Origin of the sequence: Embleya scabrispora, assembly GCF_002024165.1 — a bacterium.
Taxonomy (GTDB): domain Bacteria; phylum Actinomycetota; class Actinomycetes; order Streptomycetales; family Streptomycetaceae; genus Embleya; species Embleya scabrispora_A.
In genome coordinates, this window is sequence record NZ_MWQN01000004.1 from 294,034 (window position 1) to 307,027 (window position 12,994).

At 71.7% G+C, this 12,994-nt stretch carries 11 protein-coding genes; 8 read left to right on the forward strand and 3 right to left on the reverse strand.

Annotated features, from left to right (window positions below; genetic code table 11):
• Window positions 1-135: 135 nt before the first annotated feature.
• On the forward strand, window positions 136-405 hold the full coding sequence (locus B4N89_RS52870; RefSeq protein ID WP_107504212.1) for an RICIN domain-containing protein: 270 nt from the start codon (window positions 136-138) through the stop codon (window positions 403-405).
• A 117-nt stretch (window positions 406-522) separates the two neighbouring features.
• On the opposite strand, the gene B4N89_RS41845 is transcribed toward B4N89_RS52870, so the two are convergent.
• Window positions 523-1,794: an MFS transporter gene (locus tag B4N89_RS41845; protein WP_078981864.1), complete on the reverse strand. Its 1,272-nt coding sequence runs from the start codon at window positions 1,792-1,794 to the stop codon at window positions 523-525.
• Window positions 1,791-2,501: a siderophore-interacting protein gene (locus B4N89_RS41850; protein WP_161501004.1), complete on the reverse strand. Its 711-nt coding sequence runs from the start codon at window positions 2,499-2,501 to the stop codon at window positions 1,791-1,793. The genes B4N89_RS41845 and B4N89_RS41850 overlap by 4 nt, the downstream gene beginning before the upstream one ends.
• 128 nt (window positions 2,502-2,629) lie before the next feature.
• Between B4N89_RS41850 and B4N89_RS53210 the strand changes: the two genes are divergently transcribed.
• The 7 genes from B4N89_RS53210 to B4N89_RS41890 all read left to right on the forward strand — a co-directional run bounded on the left by B4N89_RS53210 (window position 2,630) and on the right by B4N89_RS41890 (window position 11,928).
• Window positions 2,630-3,547, forward strand: coding sequence for a TetR/AcrR family transcriptional regulator (locus B4N89_RS53210; RefSeq protein WP_201261156.1), 918 nt, complete (start codon window positions 2,630-2,632; stop codon window positions 3,545-3,547).
• A gap of 1,048 nt (window positions 3,548-4,595) precedes the next feature.
• The gene (locus B4N89_RS48430) at window positions 4,596-4,832 is read left to right on the forward strand and encodes a hypothetical protein (RefSeq protein ID WP_101897534.1); all 237 of its coding nucleotides are present in this window, start codon (window positions 4,596-4,598) and stop codon (window positions 4,830-4,832) included.
• Between the two features lie 551 nt (window positions 4,833-5,383).
• Window positions 5,384-7,495 carry a trehalose-6-phosphate synthase gene (locus B4N89_RS41870; RefSeq protein ID WP_078981868.1) on the forward strand — a complete coding sequence of 704 codons (2,112 nt, stop codon included), beginning with the start codon at window positions 5,384-5,386 and terminating at the stop codon, window positions 7,493-7,495.
• Window positions 7,496-7,996: 501 nt separating this feature from the next.
• Window positions 7,997-9,223, forward strand: a complete 1,227-nt coding sequence (locus B4N89_RS41875; RefSeq protein ID WP_235619296.1) for a PP2C family protein-serine/threonine phosphatase — start codon at window positions 7,997-7,999, stop codon at window positions 9,221-9,223.
• 9 nt (window positions 9,224-9,232) lie between these two features.
• Window positions 9,233-10,165, forward strand: a complete 933-nt coding sequence (locus B4N89_RS41880) for a hypothetical protein (protein WP_143658280.1) — start codon at window positions 9,233-9,235, stop codon at window positions 10,163-10,165.
• Between the two features lie 300 nt (window positions 10,166-10,465).
• Window positions 10,466-10,996 (forward strand): SigE family RNA polymerase sigma factor, encoded by a 531-nt coding sequence (locus B4N89_RS41885; RefSeq protein ID WP_078981870.1) that lies wholly within the window; start codon window positions 10,466-10,468, stop codon window positions 10,994-10,996.
• A gap of 47 nt (window positions 10,997-11,043) precedes the next feature.
• Window positions 11,044-11,928: a hypothetical protein gene (locus tag B4N89_RS41890; protein ID WP_143658281.1), complete on the forward strand. Its 885-nt coding sequence runs from the start codon at window positions 11,044-11,046 to the stop codon at window positions 11,926-11,928.
• A 256-nt stretch (window positions 11,929-12,184) separates the two neighbouring features.
• Here B4N89_RS41890 and B4N89_RS41895 read toward each other — a convergent pair whose 3' ends face one another.
• Window positions 12,185-12,766: a GNAT family N-acetyltransferase gene (locus B4N89_RS41895; protein ID WP_078981872.1), complete on the reverse strand. Its 582-nt coding sequence runs from the start codon at window positions 12,764-12,766 to the stop codon at window positions 12,185-12,187.
• Window positions 12,767-12,994: the final 228 nt, after the last annotated feature.

A 12,994-nucleotide genomic window follows, 5' to 3' on the forward strand; every position in this document is an offset into this window, starting at 1 on the left:
CCCGGAGGTCTTCCCCGCCGCGTCCATGCGGCACGCCGTCGGGCTCGCGGACCTGCTCGAAACGGGTCGCTCGACGCCCTGCCGCACTCGCCGGCCGCGCGGCAATGGGCCGAGGACGTCCTTCGGGGTGCCCTCATGCCCCCCGACGCACCGAGCGCGGTTGACGCTGCGCGCCTGGTTCGCCGCCGACGCGCACGCCGGCTGGGCCGCCGCCGCGATCGGCATCTCCGTGTCCGCACTCCTGGACGTCCCCAAAGGAAGCCTGGACGCCGGTACGGCTCGGCGTTCCAGAACGGGAGGAGTGGCTACGTGCTGGATATACAGGGTGGTTCGGACCGGTCCGGCACCGTGGCGATCCAGTGGCCCCGGAACGGCGGCTACAACCAGCAGTGGTCCAGGGTGTAGCGCCGGATCCGTCCCTCCACACCCGCACGGATCGCGGACAGCCATGCGAACACTCCCTCGCCGCACCGCACATGGAGCCGTGCGGGCGACGATCGGCAGCGACCCGGCCCCCCTGTCTCACGAAGGTCGGGCGCCTCGGCCTTTCGCGATGGCGCCCGCCCCCCGGTCCGGCAGCCGGGTCGCTCGTGCCGTGGCGAGCCCCGCGATGAGACCCAGTGGGAGCGCCGAGAGCCACACCAGCGTCGGCGGTCCGATCCGGGCGAGAGCGAGTCCGGAGGTCGGGCCGATCGCGGTGCCGATGTCCTGTGACGTGGACAGGGCGGCCTGGTAGGTGGCGCTGTGTCCCGGCGGGGCGTGGCGGCTGACGAACGCCGAGGTGGTGGGGCCGGTGATCATCATGCCGAAGGAGGTGACGAGGACGGCCGCGAGCAGGGCCGGGTAGCCGATTCCGGCGGCGGCGAATCCCGCGAGGCCCACGCCTTGCAGGGCCGCGCCCAGGAAGAGCAGGCGGCCGGTGTCCCGGCGGCCGGCCCAGCGGCTGACGGGTATCTGGAACAGGATGATGGCGAGGGCGTCGACGGCGAACAGCGCCGCGTAGGCGGTGGTGCCGAGGGAGTCGATGCGGTTCAGCAGGACCAGGCCGTCGGCTTCCCACCAGGTGAACGTGATGCTCAGCAGGCTGCCGCCGAGGACGAGGAGCGCCAATCGGCGGTCGCGCAGAATCCGGGTGAGCGCCCCGTACACCTCCTTGGCCTCCTCTCCGATGTCGGCCCGGGTTGTCTCCGGGCCGATGGCACGGTCGGAGGGAACGGCGACGAACACCGCCAGGACGGCGCCGATCAGCAGGACGCCTGCCACGGCGAACACGCTCGACAGCGACAGGGTGACGGCCGCGGCGCCCAGGATCGGGCCGATCACGCCGCCGATACTGGCCACCACGCGGGTCGTCCCGTAGGCGCGGTGGAGTTCCTCCTCGGCGTGCAGGTCGCCGATGAGCGCCGCGATGGTGGGGTGGAAGGCGGATTCGAAGAGCCCTGCGGTGAGGAACAGACCGAGGGCGAGTACCGGGTGGTGGACCAGGACGAGGCTGCCGTAGCCCAGGGCCATCCCCGTGGTGGAGAGCAGCAGCATGCGGCGGTGTCCGATGCGGTCGGCCACGGCGCCCCCGGCAAGGCCGCCGACGAACTCACCGGCGGCCTGGACGAGGAAGAGCGCGCCCGCCGCCGCCCCGCTGAGCCCGCCGACCCGGTGAGCCCACAGAATCACGAAGGGCAGCATGACGCCGCTTGCCAGAGCGCCGAGCAGCCGCACGGCCAAGAGCCCGCGGAAGGCGGACGTGACCCGCCGCGCGGTCGCCGCGTCGCGCGTCCCGGGAACCGCGCCCGTCACGCGGGGTTGCCCGAGGTCGCGGGGCGCAGGTCGGCGGTCCAGTAGCCCTTGGCGAAGACGTGGTCGGGTCCGATGCCCGCGCCGTGCACCAGGTTGCGGATCGCCCCGGTGATGTGGGCCTCGGCGAGGATGTAGACCTGTTCGAAGTCCCGCGCCCGCAACTCCCGGGCGACCGCGGCGAGCAGCGACTCCGGGTCGCCGGGCAGGCGGTCGCCGCGCTCGAGCCAGCGCACCGAGGCGGCACCGATCGGAACCCGGTCGGCGGGCGACCCCGTCTCCACGACGGCGGTGGCCTCCTGGCCGGCCGGCAGGGCTTCGGCCAGGGCTGCGATCGCCGGCAGTGCGGCCTCGTCGCCGACGAACAGGTGGCCGTCGGCCGCGCGCAGTTCCAACTTCCCTCTGGGGCCGACCAACTCCACGTCGGAGCCGGGCCGGGCGCTCGCCGCCCATGCGCTGCCCGGCCCGCCGTCCGCGTGCAGGAACGCGTCCACGTCCCACTCGCCCACCTGCGGGCGGGCGTTCCGGATGGTGTACCGGCGCTTGACCCGGTTGCCGCCGGCGTCGGCGAGCAGCACCTCGATGTCCTGCGCCGGGCGGGGAACGAGTCCGACCAGGCTCGGGCCGGCCAAGGTCAGCCTGACCATGCGCGGGGTGAGGTCACGCCGGGCGAGCACCGTACAGCGATGAATCGTCTTCGGTTTCTTCATGGGGCTTCCCCTGACATCCGGGGGTCGACCGGGCATGTCGCCGGCCGTCCGCATCCTTTTCGAGGCATGGTGACTCGGAAAGGAGACTAGCACCATTACGAGGCATCGTGTCTTGTTAAGCTGGCCCCATGTCGCACACCCCCCACGAGCAGACCTCGCCCGGACGCCCACGCAGCGAAGCGGCGCGGATCGCCGTGCTCCACGCCGTCGACGACATGCTCGTCGAGCAGGGGTACGCGGCGATGACCATGAAGGGCATCGCCGAGCGCGCCGGCGTCGGGCGCCAGACCGTCTACCGGTGGTGGTCCACCAAGGCGGAGATCCTGTTGGAGGCGAGCATCTCCGACGCCGCCCACGAACTGGCCACCGAGCCGAGGCCCCGTCCCGCCGACGACCTCGTCGCCTTCCTGCGGGCGCTGACCGCCTTCCTCACCGTCTCCCCGGCCGGCCTCGCCTATCGCGCCCTGCTCGGCGAAGCCCAACACGACATCGCAGTACGCGACTTGGTCCGCACCGCCGATCTCGTCGGCACCGCCGCCAACGCCGTGCTCACCCGAGTACGCCCAACCGCCCCCGGCATGCCCCCTCAGCCGCTGGCCGCCGCCCAACTCGCCGGCCCCGTCCTCGCCGCCATCCTGGAAACCGGCGACCCCCTACCCCCGCCCTGCTCGTCCACCACGCGAAGCTCCTGCTCACCGCGTGGACAACCGCCCCCACCACCTGAGCGCCGCCGTCGTGCGAAGGCGGCCCTGTCGCAACCGCCTCCCGCCCGTGCGACGCGGGCTCCGCGCCGTCGCGCCCCGACGTTGCGAGCGCGGACGGGCAAGCCGCCCGCCATTGCCCACCGTCGCCCCCGCCGGTCACAGGCGGGCGGCGGCCTTGGGGACGAGTCGCGGCAACAGGTCGGCCTCCCAGCCGCGTTGGGGGTATCCGTCCGGCGTGGACAGGTGGCCGAGAGGGGTGATCCGGACGATGAACTCGTCCTTGCGAAACTGCACGCTTCCCTGCGCGCTGTAGCCGGCATCCGCGCCTGCCGAGGGCGGTAGTTCCCGGTAGTCGGCGAGCCGGCGCGGGCCGGAGGTGCTGAAGTCCCAGTCGTGGGTCATCTCGGCACCGGTGGCGATCGACACGATGTCCACGGTGAGGCTGATCGTGCTGTACGCGTCGATCACCCGAGGCGTGTCCAGCGTGAGTTTGCACGTCGTACTGCGCAGCGCGGGCCCCTTGCTCTTGAGGAATCCGCGGGCGTCGGCGGTGCCGACGACTTCGACGCCGCGTACATCGGGAAAGACCTCCCGGACGTCGGTGGCGGTGACGATGTCGCACGCGTCCGGCCACGTGGTCGGGTCCTCGGATCGAGCCGTGAATCTGCCGTCCTTCGCGGGCGCGGGCGGCGCCGAGGGCCGGACATCGGCGGTGCGCACCGGCTTCGCGCTCGCTGTCGGCATCCGGCCCGTGGTGTCGATCGACGGGACGAGTGGCATCGGCTGTTGCCCCGCGGCCGCGGGTGGCCCCGCCCCGGCGGGATCCTGGAACGGCTTGCGATCGTGTCCGCCGCCCCCGTCCGAGCCGTTGATCAACAAGGCGGCGACCACGGTCGATACGATGCCGGCCGCGACCAGTGCGACCCAACCGGCCGGACCACCCGCAAACGCGCCGGAGCGCTCCCGCGCACCGACCTCCCCCGGCCCGACCGGAGGCGGAAAGGGCGGAGACGCCGGAGTGGGCGGAGCCACAGGAGGCGGCGGGGCGTGTGCGGGTCGAGGCGGGTCGGGTACGTCGCGCGGGCCTTCGGACACACTGAACTCCAGGAAATCACGGTTCCGTTCGGCGCCGGGCGCCGTCCGCCACCCTGCACGCGAGCGGCCCCGACCACGGCACGCTAGACGCCCCGCTCCACACTCGGCATCCAACGAGCGCAGGAGAACCGGGTAAACCCTGGCGGTATGCGGGCGCGATCGGTACGCTCCGGCAGCCGCGCGGCGCCCCCACTGCGGCGCTTCGCCGATCCCACCCGGACTGCGGTATCGAACGACGACGCGGAACCGGGACAATGCCGGGGTGACGAGCGTTTCGACCCGGAGGTGACCGCCGATGCCCACCAGCCGCCACGAGGCGCTACGCGCGGCGATCATCCACGCGCGTGAGGTACTCGCAGAGCACCCGGACGCCGAGACCTCCGCGGTGTTGGACGCGTTGATCGCGGCCGCGGAGCCGTTCGCGAACTTCTCCCAGGCCGTGGGGCCCCCGCCTCGGCGGGTGGCGGCGCTGCGTGAGGACGCCGAGCCGGGGACGGTCCTTCCGATCGCTCCCCGGGCGGACGAACCGTAGCGGCCCGCCGTCGGCCCCGGTCGAGACCCGTGGTCGTGCCACTCGTCGGCGGTGGAGCGACCCACCGCGGTCGTCGGTGGCGACGTACGGCGTCCTCCGATCCGAGACGCGGCGAGGCGCGCGCGTGATCGCCCCGGAGGGCACACCGGGCCCGCCCACGGGGCCCATTCGCCCCCGACCGGCCCGAACACGGACGCCGATCCCGTCGCCTCTCTATCGGCGACGGGGCAGCCGGCGACACCCGGAACGACGGGCGATCGGTCGGGGCGGGTCGCGTGCGCGGTGGGCGCAGGGCCGATGTGTGGTTCGCGCCGGGTGCGTGGTTACGCGGGTCTTCGGGGTGGTGCCGCGCGAGAGCGCGCGGATCCGCGTCTCACCTTTGGTAGTCACCAGACTCCCCACGGTTTCCCGCACGTGTTAGCGTTCGCTGATCGTCGGTCGGCCATGCTCTCCGGCCCATCGGGCGGAGGGCGTTTCGCGTGCGTCGGCCGACGCCATCTCGTGGGCGCGGTGTCGAGGCATGCGAATCCGGTCCGTCGGGGGGATGCGCGATGGGGGTCCTGGTCACCGATCTGGACGGCACGCTCCTGGGCGGCACGGACGCCGAACGCCGTCGATTGCACGGCCTTCTGTCTCGTCATCCGCAGATCACGGTGGTCTTCGCAACCGGTCGCGGTTTGGCCTCGCTGCGCGAAGTGCTCGCCGATCCGCTCGTGCCCGGACCACGGTGGATCATTGCCGACGTCGGATCCAGCGTGGCCGACGGCAGGGACCTGAGTACCGTCACGCACGTACAGTCCCGGTTGCGCGAGGGTTGGCCCGGCGCGACCCGGGTGCGTGACGCACTCTCCGGATTTCCCACCCTGATGTATCAGGAAGGGGTGGCGCAGGACGGACGGTGTTCCTTTCACCTGCGTCCGGGCGACCTGACCGGCGAACTCGTCGCCGCTGTCGCCGCGTTGGGGTGCTCGTGGGCGTACTCGGCCGATCGGTTCTTCGACGTACTGCCGCCGAGGGCGGGCAAGGGTGCCGCGGTGCGGGCCCTGGCCCACGCGCAGGGTTGGGCGCTCACGGACGTGCTGGTCGCCGGCGACTCGCTGAACGATCTGTCGATGTTCGGAATCGGCGCACACGGCGTGGTGGTCGGTGGCGCCGAACCCGCCCTCGATCGGGCGGTGGCCGGGGACGAGAGGGTGTACCGCACCGAGCGGCACGGCGCGGCGGGAATCGCCGCCGGTTTGCGGAACCTGGGCTGGGTGGAGCCGGAACACGCCTTGGTCGTGGGTTACCACCGGCCGCCACGGGTGTGGACGTCGACCGGTTGGCGCGCTCCGACCAGCCCGAACGGAATTCTGCCGACGCTGGGTGCGGTTCTGGGCGCCGAGCGCGGGGACGACCGCGCGGCCTCGGCCCTGTGGGTCGCGGGAGCGGTGGTCGACGACGAGCTGTCCGATCCGGACATCGGGGACCACGATCTTCGCCCCGCGATGTCGCTGCAACGGTTCGAGGGCGCCGCCTGGTCGGCGTACTTCCACCGAGCCTGCAAGGAGACGTTGTGGCCGGCGCTGATGTCGCAGCCGGAGCGCATGCGCTTCGACGGCGCGGCCTGGTCCGCGTACCGCACCGTGAACCGCCGCTTCGCCGAACACATCGCGGACCGAGCCGCCGAAGGGGCGACCGTCTGGCTGCACGACTACAACCTGTGGCTGGTACCGGGACTGCTCCGTTCCGCGCGGCCGGATCTGCGCGTGGGACTGTTTCATCACACGCCCTTCCCGCCGGTGCGGGTCTTCGATGCGCTGCCGGTCGCGGCGGAGGTGCGAGCCTCCCTGACGGCGCTGGACTGGGCCGGGTTCCATACCGAGGGGTTCGCCGCCAACTTCCGGGCCGCCCTGGGCGGGACCGATGTGGCGCCGCGGGTGGGCGTGCATCCGCTGGGCGTCGACCGTGAGGCCATCGACGCGCTGGTGCGGGCCCGAGGCTCGCATGCGGGCTCCGGCACGGGGAGTCTGGTGCTTTCGGTCGAGCGCCTGGACTACGTGAAAGCCCCCGAGCGCAAGGTCGCCGCCGTCGCCGCCCTCCTCGCGGCCGACCCGGCCCTGCACGGCCGCCTTCGGTTCCGACTCGTCTGCCCGCCACCCGAACCGGGCATCACCGCCTACGACTCGACCCGCGTGGCCCTCGAACACCGCATCGCCGACGTGAACGATCGGTACGGCACCGCGACCTGGCAACCGGTGGAGTACCTCCCGCACAACCTCTCCTTCGTCGAGGTTGTCGACGAATACCTCGCCGCGGACGTGTTCTGGGTAACCTCGCTCCAGGACGGGATGAACCTCACGGCGAAGGAGTTCGTGGCGGCGCAGTCGGCAGCGGGCGGCTCCGGAGTGCTGGTGCTGTCGCGCCACGCCGGAGCGGCCGTGCAACTCGGCGGCGGCGCGCTGCTGACGGATCCGTGCTCGCCGATCGACCTCGTGCGAGTCCTGCGGCGGGCGTTGCGGATGCCCCGGCGCGAACGAGGTGCCCGGATGACGCGGCTGTCCGCCGCCCTCGGGCGCGAGCACCCCCGACACTGGGCGGCCGCGATCATCGCCGCCATCGAGGGCGGCGCCCCCGACCCGGGCCCGCCACCCGTCGTGACCTCGGCCACGGGCACCGCCTGACGCGCGCCGGCGCGGCCTGCCGGCCGAGCTTGCCTTGTGGGACGGAAAACGGCCGCGTACCGGCAAGCCGTTGCGGACGGCCGTACAGGGCACGGAGTGCGCGACGGAGCCGGCCGACTCGTCGCCGGCGTGCCACTGCGCATGTATCGGCGGTCGGCGGACCATGTCACAGTGCGCCGCACCGGCTCGTCTCGGGGCCACTCACCGGGTTCGAGACGAGCGCCGGGAAGCCACCATCGGCTACGCGTGGTCGGCGTCGGGCACGAGCGGGCGATCCGCCGTGGTCGCGAGTCCCGGCAATACATGACCTTGAGCGGGGCACACTCACCCCCGGGAAACGCACCACACCGGCCTCGCAGGCAGGCGAGACCCACTCGCCGTTTCAGGGTTCGATCCCGACTTTCCGGGGTCGGCGGGGACGGGTTCCCGCCGCGATGCGTCGCGGTTGTGGCTGTTGTCGTTTCGGCACGGAGGAGTGCCGGTGGCCCGGGGAGTGATCCGGTGAACGAACGAATTGGACTGGCCGAGGTGTTGGCGGCGGCGGAAGGTGCCGCGCCGGTGCGTTCCCTCGACGTCGTGGCACGCAACCTGCGCGAGCGTTTCGACGCGCGATATGTGTCCTTCCTGTTCGTCGACATCGTCGGACGACGACTGCTGCGGGTCAACGAGGCCCCCGACACCGACCACGAGCACCACACCGAACAGGTCCCCGTCGCCGGCAGCACCGTCTACGACGAGGTCCTGCGCACCCAGAAACCGGTCGTGACACCCCAGGGTGAGCAGGGGCAGCGGGTGCTCACCCCCGTCACCAACCGCGGCGACACCATCGGTGTCCTGGAGCTGTTCCTCACCCACGTCACCGCGGACGTGCTGGCCCAGGTCGACGAGGCCGCTCACGCGCTGGCGTACATCATCGTCACCGACCGCCGCTTCACCGACCTCTATCACTGGGGCAACCGCACCACCACCGTCAGCCTGGCCGCGGAGATCCAACGCCAACTCCTGCCCTCCGCCCCCACCTGCGAAGCCCCCGAATTCACCCTCGCGGGCGCGCTGGTCCCCGCCTCCGACATCGCCGGCGACACCTACGACTACTCCGTCGACCACGACACCGTGCACCTGTCCGTCACCGACGCCATGGGCCACGACGTCGACGCCTCCCTCATGGCCACCCTGCTGGTCAACGCCTCCCGAGGCGCCCGCCGAGCCGGGGCCGATCTCGCCGAACAGGCCCGCCAGACCCACCAGGCCCTCCTCGACCACGGCCGGCAGACCTTCGCCACCGGCCAACTCCTGCGCATCGCCCTCGACGGAAGCAGCGCCCAACTCGTCAACGCCGGCCACCCCTGGCCCCTGCGACTGCGCGACGGAACGGTCGAAACACTGCGCCTGGCGGTGAACCTGCCCTTCGGCGTCGTCGGGCAGGGCGCGTACCGCGTACAGGAACTCGACCTGCGCCCCGGCGACCGCCTACTGCTCCACACCGACGGCATGCAGGAACGCCAAGCGCACACCGTCGACCTGCCCGGCCTCGTCCGCAAGACCGCAGCCGAGCACCCGCGCGAGGTCGTAAGCACCCTGGTCGCCGCCGTCGCCGACGCCTACGACGGCAAACCGCCCAAAGACGACGCCACGGTCCTGTGCCTGGACTGGCACGGCCCCCAACCCGGCCCCGGCCGGGAGAGCCGGCACCCGGATTCGTCCCGGTCCTCCTATGGCCGAAGCTGACCGTCGACGGTGCCACGCGACCGCCGCCAGTCGGCATGCATCCTCGAACTGCGGGCAGCAAAGGGTTACTTGCGATCAGATGCGATCGATCTGGGGGATGAGATGAGCACGAATATCAATGTTCGGACCCGTGGTCTCGCGGTGGCCTCCGTCGCGGGGCTTCTGCTGCTCGCCGGCTGTGGTGACGACGCGAAGGACGACAAGAAGACCGTCCCGGCGGGTGATACGGCCGCGCCGTTGCCCGGCGCGTCGAGCACCGATACCGGAAAGAACTCGGGCTCGGACGAGGGCGACAACTCCAAGCTGGACGACGCGGCGCTGCGCACGAAGGTCCAGGCGTCCGCGGGCGCGACCAAGACGGTGCACACCGTGGGCACCGTGCGCGGCCAGAAGGGGGAGACCCGGTTGGACCTGCACGTGGACAACGTCACGAAAAACTACGCGGGAACGTTGACCGCCTCGGGCCGGGTCGTCGAAGTGATGCGACTGGGGCCGGACATGTACCTCAAGGCCGGCGCCGACTTCTGGACGAAGGACGCGAAGGTGAACGACCCGAATGTGGTCGCTCTGCTCCAGGACAAGCACGTCAAGCTCAAGGCCGACGACCCCAGGTTCAAGAACATCACCGCGATCGCCGAACTGGGCGACATCAAATCGGCCGTGAGCGACTGGGGCCCCACCGTCCAGCGCCGACCGGAAGCAGAGGTGAACGGCAAGCGGATGATCGTTTTCGCGGACAACGATCCGCAGGACGGCGAGACCCTTCTGTACATTCCGGCGAAGGGTGATCCCGCTCCGGTTCGCCTGGAGAACAAGAACCCCACCGACGGTGGAACGATCGACTGGAGCGAACACAACAAGCCGGTGACCGTCACCGCGCCCGGTCCGGAAACCACGGTCAACCTGCCCGCCCTGACCGGCGAGACCCCCGCCGCAGGCTGAACCGAAGCTGCGGCGCCGGTGGTGCTCGGCGCCCTCGCCGTACGCCGCTCCGGCGTGGCCGCACAGGGTGACGCCACTCGCTCGCCGGCTTCGTGCCGCACCGTGGAAGAGCACGGTCGGCCGGTCGGCGAGCCGAGGCGCTCGTCCGGTAACCACCGTAGCCGGGCTTCCCCTTCGGCCGGTAGCAACGCGCACGGCGTCGACGCCGTCGCCCGCCGGCAATGTGGAGGAGGGGTGTAACCGAACCGGCGGTTCGACACGTCAAGACTCTGCGGGGTCGTCGACGGAGCGGGGAGCGGGATGGGTTGGTTCCACAGGGAGCGCACCGGATTCGTCGAATTCGCCGAGGCGAACCAGACCGGGCTGCGCCGCACCGCCTACCTGCTCTGCGGCGACTGGCATTCGGCCGAGGACCTCGCGCAGACCGCGCTGGAGAAGGTCTACGTCGCGTGGCCGAAGCTCGAGCGGCAGGAGCACCCGGAGGCGTACGCCAAGCGCATCCTGATCAACACGTTCCTGGACGGGCGCCGCCTCAAGAGCAGCGGTGAGATGACGGGCATAGATGCCGACGCGCTGGCCCGCACCCCCGCCCCTGCCCATGGCGATCCCGAACTGCGGCTCACCCTCGTCGACGCCCTGCACACCCTCGAACCACGCGACCGCGCCCTGCTGGTGCTGCGGTACTGGGAGGACCTGAGCGTCGAGGAGACCGCACGGCGGCTGGGCATGGGCGGGTCCGCGGTGAAGACCGGCGCGATGCGCGCACTCGCCAGGCTGCGCGAGCGCGTGCCGGAGCTGACTCGCAAGGCCGCGGCGGAGGGACGGCCGTGAGGGAACGGCGCACGGCGAGATGGCGGGTGGCGGACACAACGACACACATGAGGGGAACCGACGTCGTGGAAGCGCAGGCAGTGGAGACCGAAGACCTGTTTCGCAACGAACTGCGCGCCCAATTGGACGAGTTGGTGATCCCGCCGGGCGCGGGGCTGGCCGCCCGGGCAGCCGAGGGCGGCCGCCGCCGGGCCCGGCGGCGCGCGTTGGGGCAGGCCGTCGGCGCGACCCTGGCGGTGGGAGTGATCGCGGCGGGCATACTGGGCGCGGCACAACTGGGGCCGAGTCCGGCTGCCACGGCGGGCCCCGCGGCGGATCCGTCGCCGTCCTCGATCGACGGCGAACTCGGCGGCCTGAACCCTGAACTGCCGACGCAGCCGGTGGCGCCCAATCCCCTCGCCGAGCGGCTCGGTCCGATCATCAAGACCCTGCTGCCGGGGGGCACGAAGGACGTCACGACCAACACCGCCATCGACGGCGGCCTCTACGCGAAGGTCACCTGGGACACCGGCCAGGGCGTGGTCGAAGTGACGTTCAACATGGTGGGCAAGCGGTTCTTCGGGTGCACCATGACCGACGGCAAACCGAAGCCCAAGGAGAACAACTTCGGCGGGTGCCGCAACGCACCCGACGGAACGCTGCTCGGCACCTTCGAGAAGCCCTTCCCGGACAAGGGCATCGCCTGGAAAGCCGTCAACTACGTCATCGGCGAGACCATGGTCGAACTGTCCTACGGAAACGGCGAACTGTCGGACAACGGCAAGCCCACCCGCAGCACCTTGCCGCTGACCGACGAGCAGGCCCTGTCCATTCTGAAGAACCCGGCCTGGGCACCGATCCTGGCCGCCTACGTGCCGCCGCCCGCCGCGCTACCCTCCCCGGGCCCGACGCGGTTTCCGACCACCCCGCTCAGCCCGGCAGGGCGGCCCTGACCGACCCGCCCACACCGAGGGTGCCCCCGCCGGTCCCGGCCGGGGCGCCCCGCGATCTGCCGCAGGCGCCCGCCCCGGTTGCCGCCGGTTTTCGCCGAGCAACACGCCCGTCTCGCCCGAAACCCCGGGCTTCGGAACCCCGAACGCCGGCAACGGCCCACGAAGAACGGCACTGGAGAGCCGGGAGCGGCGGCGACAAGCCGAACGCCCGGTTCGGGAAGGGGCCGGCTCCACTCCGGCGTCCTGTCCCAGGCACCTACGGCGGCGGGCGGTCCCCCACGATGCGGTCGGCCGGCACCTCGTGGATGATTCCGAGGCCGTCCTCCTCGTCCATCTCCTCGCCCATCTCGACGAACCCGAAGCCCCGGATGGTCGCGAGCGACGCGACGTTGTCGGGAGAGATGGTGACCCTGACGACGTTCACCCCGGGCTCCTCGGCGGCGCGCAGGAGAAGCGAGCGCAGCATCGCCCTGGCGTAGCCTCGGCGGCGTGCCTCCGGCACCACGGTGTAGCCGATCTCGACCACGCCGTCCGCGTCCGGCGGACCGTGGTAGCCGGCGTAGCCGACCACCGCGCCGTCCGGCTCGGAGACCGCGGCCCGAACCACCCACGGCGCGCTCGCCGGGTCGGCCGTCACCTGGTCGAAGCGGCGGCGCCACAGACGACGCGCTTGTTCGGACACGAAGAACTCGGGCAGGTCCAGGCCGGTCCGCGCACGGGCCCCGGCCAGATCGCCGGCCACCAGGCAGGTCAGCGGTCGGCCCGTCAACGGGACCCAGCGCACCTGCCGCACGGAAGCGGCGGATCCGGGCCGAGCGGCATCATCGGGGTTGGTCATCAACGGATCATCGGCGACAACCGCCCGCCGGTCCAACGCATTTCACCGGGCCCCGCACGAGCGAGGACACCGCCCATCGACCCGGGCGGCGTCTTCGGCCTGCGGGACATGGAGTCCACGCCGATGCCCGAACCGCTGAGCCGGGCGGTTCTTCGATTCGCCGGCGTGGCGATCTCCCATCGGCGGCCGTCGTCCGACCCATCCGTGCCCGACCTCCGCCCACCGCCA